This window comes from Bacillus cabrialesii, from assembly GCF_004124315.2.
Lineage (GTDB): Bacteria > Bacillota > Bacilli > Bacillales > Bacillaceae > Bacillus > Bacillus cabrialesii.
In genome coordinates this window covers 3307579-3331638 of the sequence record NZ_CP096889.1, presented here as the reverse complement: position 1 = coordinate 3331638, position 24060 = coordinate 3307579, and the positions used below count along the sequence as shown (strand labels likewise).

The 24060-nt window shown below is 46.2% G+C and carries 26 protein-coding genes and 1 riboswitch; of the genes, 22 read left to right on the top strand and 4 right to left on the bottom strand.

Annotated features, from left to right (window positions below):
• The first annotated feature begins 197 nt into the window (after positions 1-197).
• The 6 genes from EFK13_RS17095 (at position 198) to EFK13_RS17070 (ending at position 6340) form a co-directional block, all read left to right on the top strand.
• On the top strand, positions 198-1244 hold the full coding sequence (locus EFK13_RS17095) for a FecCD family ABC transporter permease (protein ID WP_167470878.1): 1047 nt from the start codon (positions 198-200) through the stop codon (positions 1242-1244).
• Positions 1244-2254, top strand: a complete 1011-nt coding sequence (locus EFK13_RS17090; protein ID WP_129507604.1) for a FecCD family ABC transporter permease — start codon at positions 1244-1246, stop codon at positions 2252-2254. The genes EFK13_RS17095 and EFK13_RS17090 overlap by 1 nt, the downstream gene beginning before the upstream one ends.
• A gap of 15 nt (positions 2255-2269) precedes the next feature.
• Positions 2270-3079 carry an ABC transporter ATP-binding protein gene (locus EFK13_RS17085; RefSeq protein WP_129507605.1) on the top strand — a complete coding sequence of 270 codons (810 nt, stop codon included), beginning with the start codon at positions 2270-2272 and terminating at the stop codon, positions 3077-3079.
• A 172-nt stretch (positions 3080-3251) separates the two neighbouring features.
• The gene (locus EFK13_RS17080) at positions 3252-4445 is read left to right on the top strand and encodes an efflux RND transporter periplasmic adaptor subunit (protein WP_129507606.1); all 1194 of its coding nucleotides are present in this window, start codon (positions 3252-3254) and stop codon (positions 4443-4445) included.
• The gene (locus EFK13_RS17075; RefSeq protein WP_129507607.1) at positions 4429-5118 is read left to right on the top strand and encodes an ABC transporter ATP-binding protein; all 690 of its coding nucleotides are present in this window, start codon (positions 4429-4431) and stop codon (positions 5116-5118) included. The genes EFK13_RS17080 and EFK13_RS17075 overlap by 17 nt, the downstream gene beginning before the upstream one ends.
• A complete protein-coding gene (locus EFK13_RS17070) occupies positions 5111-6340 on the top strand; it encodes an ABC transporter permease (protein ID WP_129507608.1) in 1230 nt (409 codons plus the stop codon). Before EFK13_RS17075 ends, EFK13_RS17070 begins: the two co-directional genes overlap by 8 nt.
• A gap of 33 nt (positions 6341-6373) precedes the next feature.
• Here EFK13_RS17070 and EFK13_RS17065 read toward each other — a convergent pair whose 3' ends face one another.
• From EFK13_RS17065 to EFK13_RS17055, 3 genes are all read right to left on the bottom strand, one after another.
• Positions 6374-6784, bottom strand: a complete 411-nt coding sequence (locus EFK13_RS17065; RefSeq protein ID WP_129507609.1) for an acid stress-sensitive anti sigma factor RsiO — start codon at positions 6782-6784, stop codon at positions 6374-6376.
• Positions 6785-6844: 60 nt separating this feature from the next.
• A complete protein-coding gene (gene oxdC, locus EFK13_RS17060; protein ID WP_129507610.1) occupies positions 6845-8002 on the bottom strand; it encodes an oxalate decarboxylase in 1158 nt (385 codons plus the stop codon).
• A 121-nt stretch (positions 8003-8123) separates the two neighbouring features.
• On the bottom strand, positions 8124-8279 hold the full coding sequence (locus EFK13_RS17055) for a YvrJ family protein (RefSeq protein WP_003221632.1): 156 nt from the start codon (positions 8277-8279) through the stop codon (positions 8124-8126).
• 200 nt (positions 8280-8479) lie between these two features.
• Here EFK13_RS17055 and sigO point away from each other — a divergent pair, with 200 nt between their 5' ends.
• The 5 genes from sigO to EFK13_RS17030 all read left to right on the top strand — a co-directional run bounded on the left by sigO (position 8480) and on the right by EFK13_RS17030 (position 12805).
• Positions 8480-9010: an RNA polymerase sigma factor SigO gene (sigO, locus tag EFK13_RS17050; RefSeq protein WP_080474824.1), complete on the top strand. Its 531-nt coding sequence runs from the start codon at positions 8480-8482 to the stop codon at positions 9008-9010.
• A gap of 3 nt (positions 9011-9013) precedes the next feature.
• A complete protein-coding gene (gene rsoA, locus EFK13_RS17045) occupies positions 9014-9250 on the top strand; it encodes a sigma-O factor regulator RsoA (RefSeq protein ID WP_019259445.1) in 237 nt (78 codons plus the stop codon).
• A 153-nt stretch (positions 9251-9403) separates the two neighbouring features.
• Positions 9404-10117 (top strand): two-component system response regulator YvrH, encoded by a 714-nt coding sequence (yvrH, locus tag EFK13_RS17040; protein WP_129507611.1) that lies wholly within the window; start codon positions 9404-9406, stop codon positions 10115-10117.
• A complete protein-coding gene (gene yvrG / locus EFK13_RS17035) occupies positions 10114-11856 on the top strand; it encodes a two-component system sensor histidine kinase YvrG (protein ID WP_129507612.1) in 1743 nt (580 codons plus the stop codon). Before yvrH ends, yvrG begins: the two co-directional genes overlap by 4 nt.
• Before the next feature lie 70 nt (positions 11857-11926).
• Positions 11927-12805, top strand: a complete 879-nt coding sequence (locus EFK13_RS17030; protein ID WP_129507613.1) for an SMP-30/gluconolactonase/LRE family protein — start codon at positions 11927-11929, stop codon at positions 12803-12805.
• A gap of 37 nt (positions 12806-12842) precedes the next feature.
• On the opposite strand, the gene EFK13_RS17025 is transcribed toward EFK13_RS17030, so the two are convergent.
• Positions 12843-13634 carry an SDR family NAD(P)-dependent oxidoreductase gene (locus tag EFK13_RS17025; protein WP_129507614.1) on the bottom strand — a complete coding sequence of 264 codons (792 nt, stop codon included), beginning with the start codon at positions 13632-13634 and terminating at the stop codon, positions 12843-12845.
• Positions 13635-13788: 154 nt separating this feature from the next.
• Positions 13789-13927, top strand: a riboswitch (cobalamin riboswitch).
• A gap of 105 nt (positions 13928-14032) precedes the next feature.
• Between EFK13_RS17025 and EFK13_RS17020 the strand changes: the two genes are divergently transcribed.
• The 11 genes from EFK13_RS17020 to liaR all read left to right on the top strand — a co-directional run bounded on the left by EFK13_RS17020 (position 14033) and on the right by liaR (position 24054).
• Positions 14033-14977 carry an ABC transporter substrate-binding protein gene (locus EFK13_RS17020; RefSeq protein ID WP_129507615.1) on the top strand — a complete coding sequence of 315 codons (945 nt, stop codon included), beginning with the start codon at positions 14033-14035 and terminating at the stop codon, positions 14975-14977.
• On the top strand, positions 14940-16001 hold the full coding sequence (locus EFK13_RS17015) for a FecCD family ABC transporter permease (RefSeq protein WP_129507616.1): 1062 nt from the start codon (positions 14940-14942) through the stop codon (positions 15999-16001). The genes EFK13_RS17020 and EFK13_RS17015 overlap by 38 nt, the downstream gene beginning before the upstream one ends.
• Positions 16001-17329 (top strand): ABC transporter ATP-binding protein, encoded by a 1329-nt coding sequence (locus EFK13_RS17010; RefSeq protein WP_129507796.1) that lies wholly within the window; start codon positions 16001-16003, stop codon positions 17327-17329. The genes EFK13_RS17015 and EFK13_RS17010 overlap by 1 nt, the downstream gene beginning before the upstream one ends.
• Before the next feature lie 21 nt (positions 17330-17350).
• Complete coding sequence (locus EFK13_RS17005) at positions 17351-17932, top strand: cob(I)yrinic acid a,c-diamide adenosyltransferase (RefSeq protein WP_129507617.1); 582 nt, start codon at positions 17351-17353, stop codon at positions 17930-17932.
• A 176-nt stretch (positions 17933-18108) separates the two neighbouring features.
• Positions 18109-19377, top strand: a complete 1269-nt coding sequence (locus EFK13_RS17000; RefSeq protein ID WP_129507618.1) for an MFS transporter — start codon at positions 18109-18111, stop codon at positions 19375-19377.
• Positions 19378-19538: 161 nt separating this feature from the next.
• Positions 19539-19919, top strand: a complete 381-nt coding sequence (liaI, locus tag EFK13_RS16995; RefSeq protein ID WP_129507619.1) for a cell envelope stress-induced membrane anchor protein LiaI — start codon at positions 19539-19541, stop codon at positions 19917-19919.
• Between the two features lie 26 nt (positions 19920-19945).
• Entirely contained in the window at positions 19946-20626 is a 681-nt protein-coding gene (gene liaH, locus EFK13_RS16990; protein WP_129507620.1) for a stress responsive protein LiaH, read from the top strand.
• A gap of 104 nt (positions 20627-20730) precedes the next feature.
• On the top strand, positions 20731-21603 hold the full coding sequence (gene liaG / locus EFK13_RS16985; RefSeq protein WP_129507621.1) for a LiaG family protein: 873 nt from the start codon (positions 20731-20733) through the stop codon (positions 21601-21603).
• Between the two features lie 33 nt (positions 21604-21636).
• On the top strand, positions 21637-22362 hold the full coding sequence (gene liaF / locus EFK13_RS16980; protein ID WP_064816366.1) for a cell wall-active antibiotics response protein LiaF: 726 nt from the start codon (positions 21637-21639) through the stop codon (positions 22360-22362).
• Positions 22359-23441, top strand: coding sequence for a two-component system sensor histidine kinase LiaS (liaS, locus tag EFK13_RS16975; protein ID WP_129507622.1), 1083 nt, complete (start codon positions 22359-22361; stop codon positions 23439-23441). The genes liaF and liaS overlap by 4 nt, the downstream gene beginning before the upstream one ends.
• Positions 23419-24054, top strand: a complete 636-nt coding sequence (gene liaR / locus EFK13_RS16970) for a two-component system response regulator LiaR (RefSeq protein ID WP_129507623.1) — start codon at positions 23419-23421, stop codon at positions 24052-24054. Before liaS ends, liaR begins: the two co-directional genes overlap by 23 nt.
• The last annotated feature ends 6 nt before the right edge of the window (positions 24055-24060 follow it).

Here is a 24060-nt window from a genome sequence, read left to right as displayed (position 1 = left end):
CTTCCTTCTGGAAAAAATAAGTGATAAAGAGAATCATTATCAATGTGATTATATCATCGTAAGAGCCAGTTGACACGATATTTTTGCAGTTATATTCTCATTTTTGTTCAAAACGCTCTATTACACCAGCTGAAAAAAATGATATACTGAAACAGCAATTGATAATCATTATCAGTATCGGAAAGGAAGTACGGCTGTTGAGTCAACATAAAAATATACAGACTGCATCAAAAGAAATAGAATGGACGTCAAGGACATATGGCGCGGTCATCGTCCTTATTGCAGGTCTATGTCTGCTTTGTCTTGGCGCATTTTTATCCATATCCCTCGGTGCAGCGGATATTCATTTGCGCACTGTATGGGACGCCATTTTTCATTATCAGCCGACTGAGACGTCCCACCAAATCATACACGATCTTCGGCTGCCGAGAACGGCTGCGGCCGCGCTTGTCGGCGCTTTATTAGCAGTGTCGGGAGCGATTATGCAGGGGATGACGAGAAACCCTTTGGCAGAGCCTTCGATTATGGGCGTTACATCGGGCTCCGCGTTTGCCATTTCGATTGCGTTTGCCTTTTTTCCGGGACTTTCTGCCATGGGGCTTGTACTATGGTCCTTTGCTGGAGCGGGGCTGGGGGCCTCAACGGTAATGGGCATCGGCATGTTTTCAAGAGGCGGTCTTACGCCTGTAAAGCTTGCTCTCGCGGGAACAGCAGTCACTTATTTCTTTACGGGGATTTCAACTGCTATCGCAATCCGCTTTGACGTCGCTCAGGATATCAGCTTTTGGTACGCAGGCGGGGTAGCAGGTGTGAAATGGTCGGGTGTCCAGCTTTTGCTGATCGCAGGGGCTGTCGGTTTAACGCTTGCTTTTATTATCGCCCGGTCGGTGACAGTGCTAAGTCTTGGTGACGAGCTGGCGAAAGGGCTTGGACAATATACATCAGCGGTGAAGGTGGTTGGCATGCTTGTCGTTGTGATTCTGACGGGAACTGCGGTTTCTATTGCCGGCACCATTGCATTTATCGGACTGATCATTCCTCATATTACCCGGTTTTTGGTCGGTGTGGATTATCGGTGGATCATTCCTTGCTCGGCGGTGCTTGGCGCTGTTCTGCTCGTTTTTGCTGACATTGCGTCAAGACTCGTAAACGCGCCCTTTGAAACGCCTCTCGGTGCGCTGACCTCTCTCATCGGCGTTCCCTTTTTCTTTTATTTGGCACGCCGTGAAAGGAGAGGGCTGTAATGAAAACAAAAACGAAAAAACCGTTCGTTGTGATAGCAGTTACGTTTCTGCTTATCGTGCTGGTCTTTTTTATCAGCCTGAATTTGGGTGTCATCAAAATTGCGCCGCTTAAAACCCTACAGGTCTTTTTCGGCCAAGGAACGGCCCGCGATGAACTGGTCTTATTTGAGTTCAGGCTGCCCCGGATCATCCTTTCCTTGCTCGTTGGGGCAGGGATCGCCGTTGCCGGAGCCATTTTGCAAAGCGTGTCTCAAAATGATCTGGCTGAGCCCGGTATTCTCGGAATTAACGCCGGCGGCTCACTTGCAGTTGTGCTTTTTATTTACTTTTTTCAAGGATCAGCTTCAGATCTCAGCTTTTTCGGAACATTTATGCTGCCGTTCAGTGCTTTGGCAGGCGCGATCCTCGCCGCATTTCTGATTTATCTTCTGGCATGGAAGAAAGGCGTGACACCGATTCGGCTGATTTTAGTCGGCATTGGCGTGAATGCAGGATTTAACGCCCTGTTGCTGATTTTTCAGCTCAAGATGGACCCTCATGATTTTATGCAAGCTGCGGTTTGGATATCCGGCTCGATCTGGGGGGCGAACTGGAATATGATCTGGGCGATACTCCCTTGGATTGTGATCTTGCTTCCGTTTACTTTATATAAGGCACGCTATTTGAACATTTTGCAGCTCGGAGACCAATTAGCGACCGGACTGGGCACTGCTGTTGAAAGAGAAAGACGGATTCTCCTTCTGGCAGCGGTCACTCTGGCCGCTTCATGCGTGGCCGCTGCAGGAGGCATCGCGTTTCTCGGATTGATCGCGCCCCACGTGGCAAGAAGGCTTACCGGTCCCCGTCACCAGACGCTGATACCGGTCTCCGCCTTCATCGGCGCATTTCTGTTTTTGCTCGCTGATACGCTGGCGAGAAATGTATTGGCACCGTCGGAAATTCCAGTCGGACTTGTCATTTCCGTGCTAGGCGCGCCTTACTTTATTTATTTATTGATGAAAGCGAATTAGAGGAGGGGGCCGAATATGGACTCATTATCGACAAATCAGCTTGGAATCGGTTATGGCGACAGGGTGATTGTAGAGGATTTAAATATCTCGATTCCTAAAGGGAAAATTACCACCTTAATTGGCCCGAACGGCTGCGGGAAATCAACGATTTTAAAAACAATGTCCAGAATTATGCGTTCACATGCAGGCGCCGTCTATTTAAACGGCAAAGCCATTCATAAAATGTCTACAAAGGACATTGCGAAAGATATGGCGATTCTGCCGCAGACACCTGAAGCGCCGAGCGGTTTGACGGTGTATGAATTGGTGTCGTACGGCAGGTTTCCGCATCAGTCAGGGTTCGGCAGATTACATGATGAAGACCGCCGGATTATCAAATGGGCGCTTGAAGAAACAGGCATGGCTGAATTCGCTGAACGGCCGATCGAGGCACTGTCAGGCGGACAGCGTCAGCGTGTGTGGATTGCCATGGCGCTTGCGCAAGGGACAGAGCTGCTGCTGCTGGATGAACCTACAACGTATCTTGACCTCGCTCACCAGCTTGAAATTTTGCAGCTGCTTGACAGACTTAACAAAGAGCAGGGGCGGACGATTTTAATGGTCATTCATGACCTTAACCATGCGGCCCGTTTTTCTCATTATATGATCGCGCTCAAAAAAGGCACGGTCATCAAGGAAGGCAGCGCATTGGAGGTCATGACGCCGGACATTTTGAAGCAGGTATTTCAGATTGATGCCGAAATCGTGACTGATCCGCGTACAAATAAACCTGTATGTTTGACTTATGACCTAATTAAAAATGAAAAAACGCTTGTTTCTGTGTAAGAAAAATCCCGGTTCAGAGCCGGGATTTTTTTATTTTTGTCCGTTAAAATACGATTTTCCTATTTGATTCCATTATTTCAATAAATAGATTGAAAGTCTATTTGAATTAATAGATAATATTGGTTAGAATGTTTCGAAAATATTACATAGTTTACAGAAAGAGGAGATCGTTGTGTCCAAGAAGAAAAAATGGCTTATTGGCGGTGCGATATGTGCCGGTGTGCTTGTATTGGCTGGGATCGGTGCCGGCGGTTTTTACTTTTTTACTCACATGAACCAGATTGCCGTATCATCGGAGCCCTATGCCGAATCGGTAGCGGTATACATGGGAGGAGACTCAGAATCAGGCCAAACGTTTTCTGGAAAGATTGAGCCTGAGAAACAGCAGAAAGTATACATAGATTCAGAAAAAGGCAGTATTAAAAAAACATACGTCAAAGAAGGCGATCAGGTCAAAAAGGGCGACAAGCTTTTTGAGTATGAGGGTGAGGATCATTCCGATGAGGTTGAGCAAGCCAATTTGCAAATCGAAATGACAAACCTTCAAATCAGCCGTTTGCAAAAATCAATTACTGAAACGGATAAGAAGCTGAAAGCGGCAGGAAAAGAAGAGAAATCCCAGCTTCAAGACGAGCTTGATCAGGCCAATTTCGATTTGAAAACAAGCCAGCTTGAGCTGAAGCAGCATCAAAAAGAGTTGGCAGCCCTGACGAAAAACAAAGGTTCCAATGTCATTACAAGCAAGCATGACGGGATCGTTCAAAGCGTCAATCAGGATATCGCTGACGGAGCAACAGGTGACCAGGCAGCAGGTCCGTATATCCAGATTGTTTCGACGGGCAAATATCTGGTCAAAAGCCAAATCAACGAGCTGTTAATGGACACAATCAAAAAAGGCAGCAAAGTCAGAATCACGCTGAAAACAGGCGGTGAAGGCGAGTGGAAAGGAAAGGTCACCTCGATCGGCAAGCTTCCCGCGGGAGCAGGCGAGGGTGAGGACACAGAGAGTTTTGCTGAGGAAGAAATGAACCCTCAATCCTCTAACTATCCTTTCACCATTTTATTAGACAGCCATAAAGGCCTCGAAGTCGGCTATCATGTCAACATCGAAGTAATGAGTGATGAGGCTGATGCGAACACGATTAAGCTGCCATCCGACATGGTCATTCAGGATGACGGCGAACCGTATGTGTGGAAAGCCGATGAGAAGCAGAAAGCGGTCAAACAGCCTGTTGAAATCGGTGAGACTGATGAAAATGACATGGTGGAAATTAAGAGCGGCCTGACGCCGGAAGATTATGTGATCTATCCTGATCCCGCGGTCAAGGAAGGAAAGCAGGTTACAGTCAATGCTGACACTGAATAATATTTCGAAATCGTACAAGCTGGGTAAAGACGAAGTTCCAATCTTGAAGCATATTAATCTGACTGTCCGGGCGGGTGAGTTTCTGGCGATTATGGGGCCTTCAGGTTCTGGAAAGTCGACGTTAATGAATATCATCGGCTGCTTGGACAGGCCAACCTCCGGAACCTATACGCTTGACCACATAGATATATTGAAAGGGAAAGACGGTGCCTTAGCCGAAATCCGCAACGAATCAATCGGGTTTGTATTTCAAACCTTTCATCTGCTGCCGCGTCTCACCGCGCTGCAAAATGTCGAACTGCCGATGATCTACAATAAAGTGAAGAAAAAAGAAAGAAGACAAAGAGCCTATGAAGCGCTGGAAAAGGTCGGGTTAAAAGACAGAGTCTCCTACAAGCCTCCGAAGCTGTCCGGCGGGCAAAAGCAGCGGGTGGCGATAGCGAGGGCCCTTGTCAATCAGCCGAGGTTTATTTTAGCTGATGAACCGACCGGTGCGCTTGATACCAAATCAAGCGAACAAATTTTGTCGCTGTTTTCCGAACTGCACCAGGAAGGCAAGACCATTATTATGATTACCCACGACCCGGACGTCGCCAGAAAAGCTGACAGAACCGTTTTTATCAGAGACGGTGAATTGCTTTTAGATGAGAGAGGGGATATCAGCCATGCTTGAACATATTCGAATCTCTTTTCAGTCTATTTTTTCTCATAAATTAAGATCGATTCTGACAATGCTCGGTGTCATTATCGGCATAGCGGCAATTATCGCGATTGTTTCGATGTTGAAGGGCCAAAGCGAACAATTAAAGCAAAGCATGATCGGCATGGGAAATAACGCGATTAATGTTGTCTATCAGCCGTCGGGCGGAGAAGAGGAGGGCGGCGGCTCTCAGGTGTCGTATACGTCAGCGCCGCCTGTAGCGGAAGAAACAGTAAAGGCGATCAAATCTGATCCTATGGTCAAAGGATTATCCTTATATTATTTGTCTGAAGGAGCGAGCGTTTTTCATTTAACAAACGTTTCGTACCCTCAAGTGTACGGAGTTGACGGTGATTATTTTGATATGTTCCCGATCCGTATAACCGAAGGGAGAAAGCTGACAGAAAACGAATTAAACAGCACACGCCAAGTAGTGATGATCAATGAAGCTGCAAGAGATGAACTGTTTCCAGACGGAGACGCTCTGCATCAAAACATTGAGATGAACGGTGTGCCGTTTAAGGTTGCCGGTGTTTTTAAAGAAAAAAATCAGCAGGAAAGCATGTTTGAGGGCGACTACGCGAATCCTGTTTTGTACGCGCCGAAAAAAGTATGGCCACTCATTGAAGGATTTGACGCGCCAACGCAGATCGCTGTGCAGGCCGATTCCTCTGAGCATATCCAAGAGGCGGGCGTAATGGCTGCCGATCTTTTAAACCAAGGACTGTCTGACACTGAGCTGGAAAAAGCAGAGTACACTGTTATGGATCTTCAGGAGATCGCGCAGGAAGTGGAGTCCTTTAATCAGTCATTTGCATTGCTGCTTGGGGGAATCGCCAGTATTTCACTTTTGGTCGGCGGTATCGGCGTCATGAATATTATGCTCGTTTCCGTCACGGAACGCACGAGGGAAATCGGGATTAAGAAAGCGCTCGGTGCTAAGCGGCGTGTGATTTTATTTCAGTTTTTAACCGAGGCTGTCGTGCTGACAAGCATTGGCGGAATACTCGGTGTCCTGGCGGGCTTCGGCATCGCTAAGCTGCTGACGGTCGTTTTTCCGATGCCTTTTATTGTCTCCGTTCCGGCTGTTGTGGGAGCACTCATCTTTTCAATGGCAGTCGGTATTATTTTCGGCTTGCTTCCGTCCATCAAGGCATCTAAGCTTCAGCCTGTAGACGCGCTTCGCTATGAATAAAAAGAACGCATCCAATTGGAATGCGTTCTTTTTTTAGCTTGGAAGGGCTGAGTTGCATTTGTCTAAAATCAGAAAAACGCCTGCGACGATCATTTCTTCTGTGGTGGACAGCCAGATGTCACTCATCAATTGGTCTGTCGTATGGGCAGTCATCCACAAAAACAGCAGCTGTACGATGCCGGCAAGAAAAATGAATAAGCGTTTTCCTGTTCTGAAAAATGTAAAGCTATGTATGATCAGGCGTTCAAAAGGTTCAAAGAATAACCCAAGGATAAGGAATAACACAGCAAAAAGCAGGACATGAGCTGCTGAGCGGTAGCTCGTTCCCGCTAAAAAAAACAAAGCCAAAATCACTGTATAATAAGTCAATACCACTGCTGCCGCGGCCAGCACGTACTGTGTGGAGAGCCGCAATAAACGTTTTGGAGAAGTTTGAAGTTTCACTGGTTCAGCTCCTTATTAAGGCTTGCAGAGAACGAGTGCTCTCTGCAAGCTGCAAGTCTTTTATTTACTGCATTTCTTTTTTACAACCGGATGCTTTTCTTTTGAAAGGATATCGGTAAAGTCTTTGCCTAAGTCAAGGTGCGCTTGAACAAATTTTTCAGGCAGCATTGCAAGCCATTGGTTTAAGGATACATCTGCATAATGGTCGTCTTTGAAGATTTCTAAAAAGACAAGTGGTTCATCTCCGATATTTTCAACGTAATGGCCCATTGCAAATGGAACATATCCGACATCACCGGCTTGGTAGTTAAACGTTCTGGCATGGCCGTCAGATGCAAAAACGGTCATTCTTGCCTTGCCGGAGATGTAGTATTGCCATTCATGAGTATTCGGATGCCAGTGCAGCTCTCTCATAGCGCCGGGTTCAACTGTTACGAGCGCGGATGCGATTGTTTTAGACACTGTAAAGTTTGTTGAATCTGCAATGTAAACTTTTCCGCCTTCTGATTCAATCGGCTCCTGTTCTAGAAGGCGATAAGTAAATGGATAAGGCACTTCGCCGTTCGGCCCTTCCACAATGTCATCTTTTAAACTGCCTGGAATTTGGTTTTCAAAAATATATTTTTCTTTGCCCGGCAAATTGGCGATTTCTTCTTTCGTCACTCCAAAGTTCGCAGCAATGACTTCTTTAGGAGTGTGGGCAAGCCAGTCTGTCAGTTGGAACGTGCTGTTTTCAGAGAATGATCCATCGTCAAACACGAGCAGGAACTCAGCTCCCTCATCCAGCGCTTGAATAGAGTGCGGCAGGCCTGACGGGAAGTACCAAAGATCTCCTTCGCCTACATCATCAATAAAGCTGCGCCCTTTTTCATCCACAATTGTGACTCTTGCGCTTCCGTAAATCATATAAGCCCATTCTGCTTCCTTATGCCAATGCAGCTCGCGAATGGCACCTGGTTTCAGCCGCATATTTACAGATGCGAGGTTTTCTGAAATCGGCAGCTCACGCACGGTGACTTCGCGGGCATATCCGCCTTTTTCTAATCGGTTATGAGTATCGGAGAATGAATATTTCATATTGCTGACGGTGCCATGGTCAGTTTCTGGCGGAACGAGCATATCAGGATTTTGACGGTCTCTTTCAATATTGCGCGGGATTTTTACCGTTGCTCCTTTGTCTCCTCTGATTGGCTGCGGAATGTCGTTTTGTTTTTTCATAAAAATGTCTCCTCCTTAAAAAATGAAATGTGTGAGCAGAAAGAGAAGGTGAAAGGCCTTTCGTTTCCCTTCTGTCTTGTTAAGTGAAAAAAAACAGTGAAAAGTCAACTTCGATTGAAAATTAATTTTTTGCTTTCTGATCTTTCAGTTCTGTCATCAGTTCTATGAGCTGATCAAACTTTTTCTCAAATCGGGTCAGCAGGTACATCGCAATCAGCGCGGGAAACCCCAGATTGCCGATCTGTTTTACGACTTCCTCTATAAAAACCTGATCCATGGGAAAATACCTCCCTTCTTTTTTGGCAGTCATGTATGTAAGTGAAGGAAATCCAAGAAAACGTAAACTGCGGCTGTATTTAAGGCAAGCGCTAGTCAGAAAGTAGTAGTTTACTTTTTTTTGCTTTCCTTCATTTAATTTAGTAGGGAGGCGGTTTGATGGACTATCAAGGTCTTTTACGGTCAAAATGTAAGGAGATAATGAAGCATCCCATCGTGAAGCATTTTTTGAGCAATCCTCAGCATTACCGTTTGTTCAAAAACGTAATGGAAAGCCCGAACGAAAAAGATGCAAAATCGTTGGACGAGCAATTTAAGCAATTTTATAAGGAAATCCGCATCGTCAAGTATATGAATTCAATGATTCGGATCTTTTCTATTGATTTTGATAAGCGGGTTCGCAAAAACCAAAAACGGTATCCGCTGACGGTGGATCATCCTGAAGCGGGAGAACGGCTTCCTTCCGAGACGGGAAGCGATGCATTTGAAGCATTTTTAGACCGGCAGGATGATTTGAGCCAGCATGTTCAGGATTACCAGCTCTATCAAGCGATCCAAAATCTGACTGACAAGCAAAAAAGCGTGCTGACAAAAGTCTATCTTCACGGTGCCACGATGCAGGAGATTGCAGATTCACTAGGGGAGTCCCGGCAAAACATTTCCAACATTCATAAAAAGGGGCTTGAGAATATCAGAAAGCAGCTAGCGGCGCAAAAAAAGGGGGAAAAGTAAGCTGTGAACGGCCAATTTGAACAAAAGAAACAAAAAGACGACATGTATGACATTGAACATCTGATTGCATGCTTTTCACCGATGATCAGAAAAAAACTCAGCAATACGTCCTATCAAGAAAGAGAAGATTTAGAGCAAGAGCTGAAGATCAAAATGTTTGAAAAGGCTGATATGCTTTTGTGCCAGGACGTTCCGGGGTTTTGGGAGTTTATTTTGTATATGGTAGACGAGAACTCATAATCATTTATCATCTGAAAATATGAAAAACGGGAACTGCTCGTTCCCGTTTTCTGCTTGGCCCGCTCAGGAAAGACTGTTCCTATTCAAAAATGTACCAAAAATCAACGATATAATGATAAGATGAAAAAAACAGTGACAGAAAGGAACATAAAAGTGGAAAATGCGTCAATTTTAATCGTAGACGATGAGAAAGCGATTGTGGACATGATCAAACGCGTTCTCGAGAAAGAAGGTTATCGAAATATACTGGATGCGGCAAGCGCAGAAGAAGCGATTCCGGTTGTGAAAGCCAATAAAGTTGATTTGATCGTGCTGGATGTCATGATGGGCGGAATGTCCGGTTTTGAAGCGTGCACGCTGATCAGGGAGTATTCAGAGGCTCCGATTTTTTTCCTGACGGCAAGATCATCCGACGCGGACAAATTGTCGGGCTTTGCGGTTGGAGCTGATGACTATATCACAAAACCATTTAACCCGCTGGAATTAGCGGCGCGGATCAGAGCGCATCTCAAGCGCACATATCAGTCGAAAGAAACGAATTCAAATAAAACATATACATATGATTATTTTACATTTTCTCCGCAAAATGCCGAGCTGATTGTAGGCGGGGAAGCTGTCGCTTGTTCAGCGCAGCTATTGCAGCTATTGCAGTATTTTTGTGAACATCCCAATGTGGTGCTATCCAAAGATCAAATTTATGAAAAAGTGTGGGGCTATCCATCCTACGGCGACAACAATACCGTCATGGTCCATATCCGCAAACTCAGGGAAAAAATTGAGCGCGATCCGAGCAACCCGGAGTATATCGTAACCGTCCGCGGTCTTGGATACCGGTTTATCCCGAATCCTGAAGGCAAGCGGTCATGAGGTTAAGATGGAAGTTTCTGTTTCACTTTTTTGGGCAGATGCTGATTGTGATTCTGCTGCTCACGGTTATGCTTGTTGCTTCGTTTTTCTATTTAGATTCGCGATTTAGCGATGCTGAATCCAATTCAGGGCTGACAAAGGCAACGACCGACACACTTGAGGCATATCTAGATGTAAATGAAGACGGGACATGGGAAGTGGATGATTTTCTCAAGAAATCTGTTGATAAACAGCATGGCTGGATGCAAATCGTTGATTCGAAAGGGAAAACCGCTTATTCCTACAGTGTGCCGAAAGACGTGCCCCGAAGCTTTACCAAGAAAGAGCTTTTATCTATTTATAAAACCAAAAAGTTTCATCGTTATAGGGTGAATTATTGGGCCATCAATATTGAAGACAAATCGTATCTTCTGTTATCGGGCTGGAAATTAAAGAGTGAACAGATGCTGACTTCCATTCAAAAGCGCGAACAAGAAATAGACTCTCTGGCACATTATAAGCCGAGTACCATCGACTATATTAAACGGGAAAAAGGCGCCATTTACCTTTTAGACAGCAATGGAAACATTCTTGACAGCATTAACAGCACAAAAAGTGAAAGAAAAACGCTGAACCAGCTGGAGCTGCTTAAATACAGCTCAAAACCGTGGAACTATAAGCGGGAAATTTCCGTTAAGATCCTTAGTAAAGACAGATGGATGGTCGCTACGGTGCCGAACCCTGTCTACGTAACCGATCAGGAGTTTAACAAGTCGTTTCTGAAGGTTGTGTTAAAGGCGATGTTCCTCGTTATGGCCGTTCTGTTCATGTATATCATTTGGATGACCATTTGGTATATGTTCCGATTCGGACTGCCGATTTTTCACACGATCAAATGGCTGGTTAATCTATCAAAAGGGAAGCTCGAGGAACCGAAAAACCGCGAAGGCCGCCCTATTAGCAAAAACAAAAAAGGGAAAATCAAACAGCCGTACCGCTTCTTCGGTGAGATTTTTGAATCAATGGATCAGCTGACCGAAACGCTGAGGCGTGATAAAAGAAACAGAGAAAAAATTCAGGCGACAAGAGAAGAATGGATTGCCGGTTTGTCGCATGACTTAAAAACACCGCTCAGCAGCATTTACGGCTACAGCATGATGCTTGAGTCGAAGCAGTATGACTGGTCGCCGGAAGAAGTGAAAGAAATGGGACAGGTTGTCAGAGAAAAATCTGAATACATGTCCAAGCTGATTGAAGACTTAAATTTAACGTATCGGCTGAAAAATGACGCCCTTCCAATTGAAAGAAAGCTGACAAACCTGATCCCGTTTTTCAAAAATGTCATTGAGGATTTCAAGAAAAATCCGTTTTCTGAAGGCTATGATATCTCTTTTGTGTCCAAAGAAGAGCATATTGAATTTGCGCTTGATGAGGCATGGTTCAGACGCATATTAGAAAATCTGCTTGGGAATGCCGTGAAGCACAATGATAAAGGAACGGAGATTCAGGTCATTCTCGAACAAACAAAAAATCACATTTCTTTGAAAGTGAAGGACAACGGGAAAGGGATGGATGAAGAAACGATCACCAATTTGTTTAACCGTTACTACAGAGGGACCAACACGAAAGATTCTGCTGCCGGAACGGGACTGGGGCTCGCGATTGCCAAGGAGCTTGTCCACCTTCACAACGGGACGATTCATGTAAACAGCAGAATAAACATTGGATCAGTCATTACCATCCTATTTAAAAAACAATAAACAAGTGGTTTGGACACCTCTTTGCCGGGAATAACAATGTATAGACTGAAGCTAAAGAGGTGTAACAAACATGGATGCAGTATTGGAAGCAGACACTCGGGCAGTGATTGGTGAAGGTCCGTTATGGGATGAAGAAAACGGCTGCTTATATTGGGTCGATATTTTAGGGAGCGAGCTCCACATCTTCGACCCTGAAAAAAAAATCAACCGGTCTGTCAAATTCAAATCCTTTGTGACGGCGCTTGCGAAATATTCAAAGGATGAGCTGATTATGACGATGAAGGACGGGTTTTACCTGTATCACCTTCAAGATGACAGCTTAGAAAAAATCAAACAGCCGAAGGATATGCATGAGAGCCTGCGTTTTAATGACGCAAAATGTGACCCGTACGGAAGGCTCTGGGCGGGGACGACAAGCATGGAAGGCGAACAAAACCAGGCCTCGCTATACCGTTTAGATCCAGGCGGCAGACTTATCAAAATGAAAGATCAAGTCTCCACATCGAACGGTTTGGATTGGGATCGCGAGCGAAATCTGATGTATTACATCGACACGCCGACGCAGGAGATTGTCTGCTACAGCTATGATCCTGAAAGCGGGGATGTCTCAAATCCAGAATCCGTCTATCGTTTTGATCAAACTGACGGATTGCCGGACGGCATGACAATCGACCAAAATGGCATGCTGTGGGTGGCGCTGTTTGGGGGCGGCCGCGTTGTTCAGATTGACCCGTTTCAGAAAAAAGAAATCGATTCAATCAGCGTGCCGGCTAAATATGTCACATGCTGCGCGTTTGGCGGCAAAGACTTAAAAACGCTTTATATCACAACGGCAACCGAACAAATGACAGAAACAGAAAGATACGAGCAACCTCACGCGGGAGGATTGTTTTCAGCAAAACTGGAAACAGGCGGATACCAGCCGGTTCCATTCGCTGGAGACGTATAAAAAAACGCATCCGAAACACGGATGCGTTTTTTGTATATTACAGAGAACGGATAATACCGCCTTCAACGCGCTGTGCCGTGCCATTAATGGCTGATGCGGCGTCAGACGCGAGGAATATGATCGTGTTGGCGACTTCTTCTGCTGTCGCATATCGCTGAATAAGAGAAGTCGGCTCATTGACTTTAAAATAGTCTTTGATGAATGTATCTGTATCCTGTCCGGCGGCTTGTGCTGCGCCTTCCATATAGGATGCCACGCCCTCTGTCCAAGTAGGCCCCGGAAGCACTGAGTTTACCGTCACATTTGTGCCTTTTGTCATTTCTGCCATTCCTCTTGAAAGACTGATCAGCGCCGTTTTTGTCATTGAGTATGGAATCATCGTCGGAAGCGGTTTGATGTCTGCTTCACTTGCAATATTTAAAATGCGGCCGCTGTTTTTGGCAAGCATTTTTGGAAGGAAGTGACGGCTTGTCCGAACCGCGCTCATCACATTCACTTCAAAATATTGATTCCACTCCTCATCTGTCACATCGGCAAAGTCTTTTACCTCGAAGAAACCAAGGTTGTTGACAAGAATATCGATATCACCGATTTCATTGACTTTTTCAATGAAAGCCGCTGCTTCATCTGTCTTTGACAAATCGGCAGCTGCACCGTGCACCGTTCCATATGCGGAAAGCTCTTCAACTGTGCGATTGACAGTCTCCTGTTTGCGTCCGTTGACGATGACTGCCGCACCCTCTTGCAGAAAGCTTTTTGCTGCGGCTTTCCCGATGCCGGAAGTTGAGCCGGTGATTAAGACGAGTTTGTCTTTTAGCTGTAAATCCATAAGAATCATTCCTTTTTCTAAATGATGGTACTAAGTATACAAGATCAAATTTAGTGTTTACGAGGATTTTGCTCTCATGCACATACCGGGGGAAAAGTCAGTCAGGACGCATATACAAGCCCGTCAGTCATATAGTATAATTACTCCGAAAAAAGGATACGAATGTCAAATAGGTGCCGGTCCGTGAACAACAGCCGGCTTAATAGGGAAACCGGTAAAAGCCGGTGCGGTCCCGCCACTGTAATTGGCTATGCGCCAAGAGCCAGGATACCTGCCTGTTTGATCAGCACGAAGTCTGCGAGGACAGATGATGTGTAAACAATAGGCTTTTTTGTGTTGTTTACAGCATCTTTACCGTCGTAGAGATGCTTTTTTTAGTTCACTTAGGAGGAAAGGTTATGAAAAGATTAGCCGGAATATGGACTGCGCTTCTGCTGGCTGCCGTTATGCTGGCAGGCTGCGGCAATACTGCGGATCAGAAGGATTCCAAGGCAAAACAAAAGACAGAAGCGTTCCCTGTCACAATTGATGATGCGTCAAATCAAGATGTGACCATCAAAAAGGAGCCGAAAAAGATTGTTTCATTAATGCCGAGCAACACAGAAATCACATACGCTCTCGGCCTCGGTGACAAAGTAGTTGGCGTCACCACAAACGATACATATCCAAAGGAAGTCAAAAAGGTTGAGAAGGTCGGAGATATGAATGTAAACGTTGAGAAAGTCATTTCTCTAAAGCCGGATCTCGTACTTGCCCATGAGTCTTCCATGTCAGCGTCAGCGGATGCCCTCAAACAGCTGAAGGACGCGGGCATTACCGTGCTGACTGTCAATGACGCACAATCATTTTCCGAGGTGTACAAATCAATCGAAATGATCGGGGAAGCTGCCGGGGCGGAGAAAAAAGCCGATCAGCTCGTGAAGAGCATGAAATCAGATGTAAAGGATATTGAAGAAAAAGCGAAAACCATTTCAAAAGATGAGGAGAAAAGCGTATTTATCGAGGTTTCTCCTGATCCTGACATTTACACAACCGGAAAAGACACGTTTATGAATGAAATGCTGAATGTCATCCATGCTAAAAACGCAGCAGCGGACCAAACAGGCTGGGTGCAAATGACAGACGAGGCGATCGTAAAACTTAATCCCGATGCTATCGTGACGACAGACGGAGTGAAAGCGAAAGCAGTGGAAAAACGCGATGGCTGGAGCGAAATCAATGCTGTGAAACATCATCGCGTGTATGATGTGGATCCTGATCTTGTGACACGTTCCGGTCCCCGTCTGATCGAAGGGGTCGAAGAACTTGCGGAAAGCATTTACCCGGATACGTTTAAGGAATAATCGTTTTGCCGCATATATCATAGGTTTCTCATTTTTAGCCGTGAGCATGATCTTAGGAATTTCTTGCGGAAGCCTGCAAATTCCCATCTCCGCTATCTTCCGTGTCTTTTGGCATGAAGGCTTCGGCGGATCTATCGGCTCCGATGACCCGATGTACAAAAATATTATGATGAATATCAGACTGCCGAGAGTTGTGCTGGCCGCCCTTGTGGGGGCGGCTCTTTCTATCGCGGGAGCCGCTTTTCAGGGGCTGCTGAAAAATCCGCTCGCTGATCCCTATACGCTCGGTGTTTCATCCGGTGCTTCAGTTGGGGCGGTTGTGACCCTATTCTTTAGCTTGCAGCTTCCTATCATCGGAGGGTTTACACTCCCGGTTGTGAGTGTAGCCGCGGCACTTGTCACGATTGCGGCGGTCCTTTCCTTCAGCCGCCTCGTTCATGCTTCAATGTCTGTTTCCACCCTCATTTTGACCGGTGTCATCATCAACTCATTTTTGGGCGCGTTTATTTCTCTTATCATTGCCCTGACAGGAGACAACCTGCTGCCGATTGTGCATTGGCTGCTTGGCAGCGTCTCGATGCGGGGCTGGAGCTATGTTGTTCTGTTTCTCCCGTTTTTTCTTTTGGGAACCATTTTACTGATCATAAACGGAAGAGAGCTGAATGTGATGACATATGGAGAAGACAAAGCAAAGCTTCTCGGAGTCAGCGTTCAGCAGAGAAAAATGCTGATATTAATAGCCGGCTCTCTTTTGACGGGAAGCGCTGTGGCTGTGTCGGGCACAATCGGTTTTGTCGGTCTTGTGATTCCGCATATCACAAGGCTTTTGTGGGGAACGGACCATCGGCATTTACTGCCGCTGTCCGCCTTGCTTGGAGCAGGTTTTCTCGTTTTAGCCGATCTGCTTTCCAGAACGATCATTGAGCCGATTGAACTGCCTATCGGGATCATTACGTCCTTGGCGGGAGCGCCTGTTTTCGCCCTTATTTTAATTCGGCAGCACCGCGGGGGGAGAAACTTATGATGAAGGCAGAGGGGCTGTCGGGAGGATACGGCGACAGCAAGCTGATCAACAATGTCAGCTTAACAGTGGAGAAGGGAGAATTCCTCGGAATTCTCGGCCCTAATGGAAGCGGAAAGACCACGCTTTTGCACTTGCTGACAGGTACGCTGCCGGCCAAGGAAGGCGGCGTTTATTTGGCTGGCAAACCGCTGACGGACTATAAACCGAAGGAACTGGCGCAAATCATGGCCGTCCTGCCGCAAAAAACGGATCAAGCCTTTACCTTCACCGTCAAAGAAACTGTAGCCTTCGGCAGATATCCATTCCAAACAGGTTTGTTCAGACAGCAGACTGAAAAGGATGAAGCCATTGTACAGGAAGCAATGGAGCAAACAGGAGTGGCCGCTTTTGCACAAAAATCGATCCGCGAACTAAGCGGAGGGGAACAGCAGCGGGTGTATCTGGCTCAAGCTTTGGCGCAGCAGCCGCATATTATATTTTTGGACGAGCCGACCAATTTTCTCGATCTGGCCTACCAAAAAGAACTGCTTGATCTCATTAAACGCCTGACAAGAGAAAACGGATGGGCCGCTGTCAGCGTTTTTCATGATCTGAATACGGCGAGCCTGTACTGTGATGAGCTCTTGTTTATGAAAAACGGCACAGCCGGTCCTAAGCAAAAACCGGAATATGCTGTCACAGAACATCACATAAAGACGGTGTACGATACAGATGTCACCGCCTTGGTTCATCACAGCTCTCCTAAGCCGATGGTTGTGATTCAGCCTGAAAAAGCCAGCGGGAACCAGCAGCCTATCCCATTTGAAGCATTGCTGCAAGCGGGGCATGATGACATTCTCCTGCAAACGGAAATCCCGCTTCGTACATTATCCTCAGCGCCTGTCGGTGGAGGGTTTTCATGGAGCAGGGCGCTGATCCATAAACGGCTGCCAGTTCAGGCAGATCCGATAGAAAGGCTGACGGCCTATCTATGTGAAAACGGCTTTCATCTGCCGGAAACATGTGCGATGGCTTCTCAGAGAAGGCTTGACCGTTTCGTGTATCGAACGTATGAAGATGGAGAATTATCCGTTTTCATCTGCGTCATGAGCGGTTTTTCGATCTGGATTTTGATCAACGGCTATGCGGCAGATCAATTCTTCGTGAAAGCTCTTATGACCGCTGAAGCAGAACGGATGAAAGTGCTTGGAGACGGACGGGCAGAGGGCGATATTCTTATCGCCGCGACACAAATTCAGCCATCTCAAAATACAGAACAGCGGCTGAACCAATTGATACAGAAAGGGACAGCTGAATGTGTAAAAGAGGCTGCAGAGCTGTTTGAATAAGTCTGTAAAGGAGACATATGTATGAAACTATATACAAAAACAGGCGATAAGGGACAAACGAGCCTAGTCGGAGGCAGAACGGACAAGGACAGCCTTCGCGTCGAGAGCTACGGTACGATTGACGAGCTGAACAGCTTTGTCGGACTTGCTTTGGCAGAGCTTTCCGGGCAGCCCGGCTTCGAAGATGTGACAGCCGAGCTGCTGAACATTCAGCATGAGCTGTTTGACTGCGGAGGCGATCTGGCGATAGTCACAGAAAGAAAAGACTATAAACTAACGGAAGAATCCGTTTCCTTCTTAGAAAAGCGCATTGATGCCTATACAGCAGAAGCGCCAGAGCTGAAGAAATTTATTCTTCCGGGCGGATCGAAGGGGGCCTCGCTTCTTCATGCGGCGCGCACCATTACAAGGCGGGCGGAACGCCGAGTGGTATCGCTGATGAAATCAGAGCAGATTCATGAAACAGTGCTGCGTTATCTGAATCGGCTGTCCGATTATTTCTTTGCCGCCGCACGGGTTGTGAATGTGAGAAGCGGCATTGACGACGTGGAATATGAAAGAAGTGCTATTGTATTTCGGGACCGAAACAGCAGCGAATCATAAAAACAGAAAACGAAAGCCGGCGTGTTCAAATACATGCCGGCTTTTTTGTTTTTCATTCTGTCAATCTCCCATTTTACGACAAAAAATGAACCTAATGAATTATTGACTGAAAAATGGAAAAATGAGATATTGGAACAAATAGATGTAAAAAATAGGCAGTGGGGGGGCTCTGATAGATGGTGAATTTAATTGAAAGTGATAGCATCTGGAAGAGAAATTTCAATTATCTTTTTTTCTCAAGAATAGTCAAAATATCCGGCGATATGTTCGCATTTAATTCAATATTATGGTTTTTAATTTATGACGGCAAAGGTGCGGTCGGCACTGCTTTATTGATTGCTGTCACCTTTTTGCCGGAAGCTGTGCTGGCGCCTGTGACAGGTCCTTTCATGAAACAGAACACGCTGAAATTTTGGATGTACTTTTCAGATCTGACAAGGGCTGCGATTGTCTTGATTATTCCTCTTTGCCATTTTGCGGGCTTTTCTCCGCTGTGGTTTGTCATGACGCTTATGATCGTGCATTCTGCTACAGGGGCTGCCTACAATCCCGCCTCCATCGCTTTAATTCCCCAAATCGTAAATGAACAGGGCATTCAAAAAGCAAACGCTGTGCTGCAATCCTCCGCTCAAATTGTCCGGCTAGGAGCTGTCACGTTATGCGGCGCTTTTCTTACATTTATCAGCCCATCTTATACGATGCTTATCGCACTTGTTCTCTATTTGGTTTCTGGCTTTCTCGTCCTTTTTATTAAGTACACCGCGGTTGAATCTCAATCAGAGTCTGCTGCCGTTACGCAGAGGGGCACATATATCGGCAGACTGAAACGCGGTTTTACACTCGTCAGAAGACATCAGATTTTATATCCGCTCGCTATTTATTGTATCTTTATGAATTTCGCGGCTGCCCCTTGGGAAGCTCTCTCAGCCGTTTACGTTGCGGAAGATTTAAACGGCCAGCCGATCGTTTACTCGCTTTTAAAGGCCACCACCGCCGCAGGCGCGTTTTTATTGGGATTTGTGCTTGCGAAAGTCAAGGTAAACAGGTACGGCCTGTTATTCGTAACTGCCGGCATTGTTGAAGGATTTGCTTTCTTTATGACCGGGATGAATACCTTTTTGCCGCTTGTTTTTCTCGCTGCGTTCACCTTTGGCGCCGCAGTCAGTGCTGTTAATGTTCCTGAGTACACAATTATCCAGACCTCTGTGGATAGTGAGGATCAGCCGCAGGTCTACGCCGTTATACATATGATCTCAAATATATCCATACCTGCCGGAGCTGTCATTTGCGGATATGCCGCAAACGCTTTTGGTTCAGGAACTGTGATCGCTGCCGGAGGGGTTGTCGAAATTATTGCGGGTATCGGAATTTTGCTGTTTACAAAGCTGGCCAAAGCAGAACGGTCCGACCTGATTAAAGAAAGAGAAGCAAGTGTTCATCTGTAAAGGGTTTTGAAACGCCATGCCTCGTGCATGGCGTTTTTTTGTGCCTATGGGTCCGGCACGAGATACGACTCCGGTCTTATGCAAAAATCAACCTCTGATTCGTTTTGCGCAAATGCCAATTTGTTTAAGATGAAGACAAGGAAAACGAAAGGAGGATCTGCATGAAGATAAACAAGAAAACGATAGGCGGATTCTTATTAATTGTATTTGGGATCTCCGTCTTTTTTGGAGGAGGAAGCTTCGGCTTTATCATCCCGCTCGCCATAGGGAGCTTGATGACATACGCAGGAATCAAAAGGTTTGCCGCAGGAAAAACCATCACTGGAATTATCGTGGGCGGTATCGGAGCGATCATGCTCATCTGCTCACTTCCGTTTGTCGTCGGAATCGCGCTGGCTGCCGCTATGGTGTATTACGGCTGGAAGCTGATGAAAAACGGATCAGCTGATAACGTTGTATCATCTTTCGAACCTGAACCGGCTTCGGCTGCCTACCAATCTCACTTTGATGACGAATGGGAAGAATTTTTGAAGAAAAAATAATATGAGCATATTGGGAGGAATCAGATATGGTATTAAAAAGAATGAGAGACATGTTTGTTGCGTCAGTTCATGAAGGTCTTGATAAATTGGAGAACCCAAAGGTGATGCTGAATCAATATGTCCGTGATATGGAAAGCGACATTGCAAAAGCAAAACAAACAATCGTAAAGCAGCACACGATTGCCTATCAATTTAAGAAAAAATTTGAAGAAGCAGCTGAAGTGGCTGGCAAACGCAAAAATCAAGCACAGCTCGCATTTGACGCAGGAGAAGAAGACCTGGCGAAAAAAGCGCTGACTGAAATGAAGTATTTAGAAGGGAAGGCTGCAGAGCATAAAGCGTCCTATGAACAGGCGAACAGCCAGCTGGCTGAGCTGAAAGAACAGCTGGCTGCACTTGAATCAAAGCTTCAGGACGTAAAGGATAAAAAACAGGCGCTGATTGCCCGGGCAAATGCCGCGAAAGCAAAAGAGCATATGAATACGACATTTGACAAAATTGACAGCGAAAGCGCGTATCGCGAGTTTTTGCGTATTGAAAACCGTATTGAAGAAATGGAAATCCGTGCGAATTATTCAAAGTCAGCGGAAGCCGGCACAGAACTCACACACAAAGAATTCGCAGATGATGTGGAAGCGGAGATTGAAAAAATGCGGGCTCTCTCGCTGCAAAAATCAGATCAGACATCACAAGCAGCAAATGAATAAGCGGAACGAACGGGGAAGGATTTGCGGACAAGTCCTTCCCTTCCGCACGTATCAATTCACAAGCTTTTCCTTTATAATAGAATGAATGAGAAGGATGAAATCAAATGAAAAAAATGCTGGGCAAACTGTTGATCACTGCCGGTATTCTTATCTTTTTCGCCGTCGTCGTAAAAGACGTATTTGCCGCAGGGTTGGGTTTTGTAAACGGCACAGAAGCCGATTCAGCCAGCGCCTCGCCGCGGGACATCGACAGTGTGGTCATTGAGTCGGATAACAAGGATGTCCGGATCCTAGCGGAAGAGCGAAATGACATATCGGCAGGCATTTCAGGAGACTCAGGTAAGTTATTTGTTAACGAAAACAGAAAAAAACTGGAGCTGACCGCAAAGGAAAAAGAATTTCAATTTTTGAATGGCTTTAACCGTTCTTCCCTTGTCGTCCGCATCCCGTATGATTATAAAGGTGACCTGACGGTGCGAACCTCAAGCGGTGACGTGTCTGTGGACGGGAAGCATCATCTTGTGCTTTCCGTGCTGGACGCAGTATCTGCGAGCGGAAATATGAGAGTGACGGACGTCCGCCTTCAAGAACTGAAAGTAAAGGGATCATCCGGAGATGTCACCATTTCAAATACCAATTCCAAAACAGCCGGCATTGACTTAGCTTCAGGAGACGCAAATCTGGCTGATGTATCAGGCTCTTTAAATGTGAAGATGACTTCAGGAAACCTTAATGCCGCACTGAAAAAGGTAACGGGTCCTGTATCTGTCACACTGACAAGCGGTGATGCGGATCTGAGCCTTCCCCAAAACGGCAGCTTTACGGTCAGCGCGAAAGCATCGAGCGGTGACGTCAGTTCGCCGTATTCATTTGCTGATACAGCGCATAAAAAAGAACATCAAATCACAGGCTCGCAAGGAAGCGGCCGGCATCCAATCGATATCAAAACGGACAGCGGGGATGTAACGATACGGTAGCATCAGGCAGAAGAAAGGAGGCGGACACCAGGAATGACAAAAAAACAGCTTCTCGGATTTATCATTGCTTTATTCGGCATCAGTATGTTTTTGCAAATTATCGGAATAGGCGATCTGCTGTTTTGGCCGCTCTTTTTTCTGATTGCCGGCTATTTCTTGAAAAAATATTCCCGTGATTGGCTTGGCTCCGTCATGTACATTTTTGCCGCGTTTCTATTTTTGAAAAACCTCTTCAGCATCACCTTTAATTTATTCGGCTACGCGTTTGCCGCATTTCTGATTTACGCCGGCTATAGGCTTGTCAAAGGGAAGCCGATATTTGAACCGAATGAGAAACGGATCGATCTCAATAAAAAAGAACGGCATGAGCCGCCGAAAGATGTGAAACAGCCTGACATGCGCAGCTTTTTTATCGGAGAGCTGCAAATGATGAAGCAGCCGTTTGACTTGAATGATTTAAATATCTCTGGTTTTATCGGGGATATCAAAATCGACTTGTCTAAAGCGATGATTCCCGAGGGAGAAAGCACAATCGTCATTAGCGGAGTCATTGGAAATGTTGATATTTATGTACCATCAGACCTTGAGGTGGCTGTCAGCTCGGCTGTTTTTATCGGAGATATCAATCTGATCGGCTCGAAGAAAAGCGGATTAAGCACGAAGGTATATGCCGCGTCATCCGATTTCAGCGAGTCGAAGCGCCGTGTCAAAGTGTCCGTTTCCTTATTTATCGGTGATGTGGATGTGAAGTACGTATGAGAAAAAAACTGCTTGCGAGCCTCCAGTGGCGCGCCATCCGCATGACAACGGGAATCAGCCTGCTCCTTTTTGCCTGCTTGATTTCCTTTATGATGTTTTACTATCGGCTCGATCCGCTTGTTTTGCTGTCGTCCAGCTGGTTCGGCATTCCGTTTATCCTGATATTGCTCCTGATCAGCGTGACGGTCGGTTTTGCCTCAGGGTATATGTACGGCAATCGGCTGAAGACAAGGATTGATACATTAGTTGAATCAATTTTAATCTTTGAAAACGGCAATTTCGCTTATCGGATACCGCCGCTTGGAGATGATGAAATCGGACTGGCCGCCGATCAGCTGAATGAAATGGCGAAGCGAGTGGAGCTTCAAGTCGCTTCCTTGCAAAAACTTTCAAATGAACGTGCGGAATGGCAGGCGCAGATGAAGAAGTCGGTCATATCAGAAGAACGCCAGCGATTGGCAAGAGATCTTCATGATGCGGTCAGCCAGCAGCTCTTTGCAATATCGATGATGACATCAGCTGTGCTGGAACACGTCAAGGATGGTGATGATAAAACGGTCAAGCGGATCAAGCTTGTCGAGCATATGGCAGGTGAAGCCCAAAATGAAATGAGGGCGCTGCTGCTTCACTTAAGGCCTGTTACCCTTGAAGGAAAAGGGCTGAAGGAGGGACTTACTGAGCTTTTGGACGAGTTCCGGAAGAAACAGCCGCTTGATATTGAGTGGGATATTCAGGACACGCCGATATCCAAGGGTGTTGAAGATCATTTGTTCAGAATCGTGCAGGAAGCCCTTTCAAACGTATTCAGACATTCGAAAGCGTCAAAAGTATCGGTGATTCTGGGCATAAAGAACAATCAGCTCCGGCTTAAGGTGATTGATAATGGAAAAGGGTTTAAAATGGATCAGGTGAAAGCATCCTCATACGGCTTGAACTCTATGAAAGAGCGTGCCAGCGAAATCGGCGGGGTCGCCGAAGTGATTTCAGTAGAAGGAAAAGGCACACAAATCGAAGTGAAGGTTCCGATTTTCCCGGAAGAAAAAGGAGAGAACGAACGTGATTCGAGTATTATTGATTGATGATCATGAAATGGTCAGAATGGGGCTCGCGGCTTTTTTGGAGGCTCAGCCTGATATTGAGGTCGTCGGCGAAGCGTCTGACGGCAGCGAAGGCGTACGGCTTGCTGCGGAACTGTCGCCTGATGTCATTTTAATGGATCTTGTCATGGAGGGCATGGATGGGATTGAAGCCACAAAGCAAATTTGCCTGGAGCTTCCCGATCCGAAAATTATTGTGCTCACAAGCTTCATAGATGATGACAAAGTGTACCCGGTCATTGAAGCGGGCGCGCTCAGCTACCTATTGAAAACCTCAAAAGCGGTGGAAATCGCCGATGCCATCCGCGCCGCGAGCAAGGGAGAGCCAAAGCTGGAATCAAAAGTGGCGGGAAAAGTATTATCCCGGCTGCGCCACTCAGGTGAAAACGCGCTCCCGCACGAATCACTTACGAAACGGGAGCTCGAAATCCTCTGCCTGATCGCAGAAGGAAAAACAAACAAAGAAATCGGCGAGGAACTGTTTATCACCATTAAAACAGTGAAAACCCATATCACCAATATTTTATCAAAGCTGGATGTCAGTGACCGAACGCAGGCGGCGGTGTACGCACACCGAAACCACCTCGTAAAATAGGCGTCC